General features: G+C 62.2%; 1 protein-coding gene. It reads left to right on the forward strand.

What is annotated here, in order from left to right; genetic code table 11:
- Positions 1–233 (forward strand): TolC family protein (locus tag AAEY72_RS16490; RefSeq protein ID WP_352311779.1); only part of this gene is annotated, 233 nt, incomplete at both ends.

A 233-nucleotide genomic window follows, 5' to 3' on the forward strand; every position in this document is an offset into this window, starting at 1 on the left:
GTATTGCACCCACCAACTTTGAGCTGGCAGTGAGCAAGGACATTCCCGCCCTGCCGCAGATTCCGGTCAACCTGCCATCGCAACTGCTGGAGCGCCGCCCGGACATCGCCTCGGCGGAGCGCGCAGTGATTGCCGCCAACGCCAATATCGGCGTGGCAAAGACCGCCTACTACCCAGACCTGACCCTAAACCTTGCAGGCGGCTATTCCAGCAGCACCTACGCCGACTGGATC

It is taken from the genome of Psychrobacter sp. W2-37-MNA-CIBAN-0211 (assembly GCF_040309405.1).
In the GTDB taxonomy this organism is placed as follows: Bacteria; Pseudomonadota; Gammaproteobacteria; order Pseudomonadales; family Moraxellaceae; genus Psychrobacter; species Psychrobacter glaciei.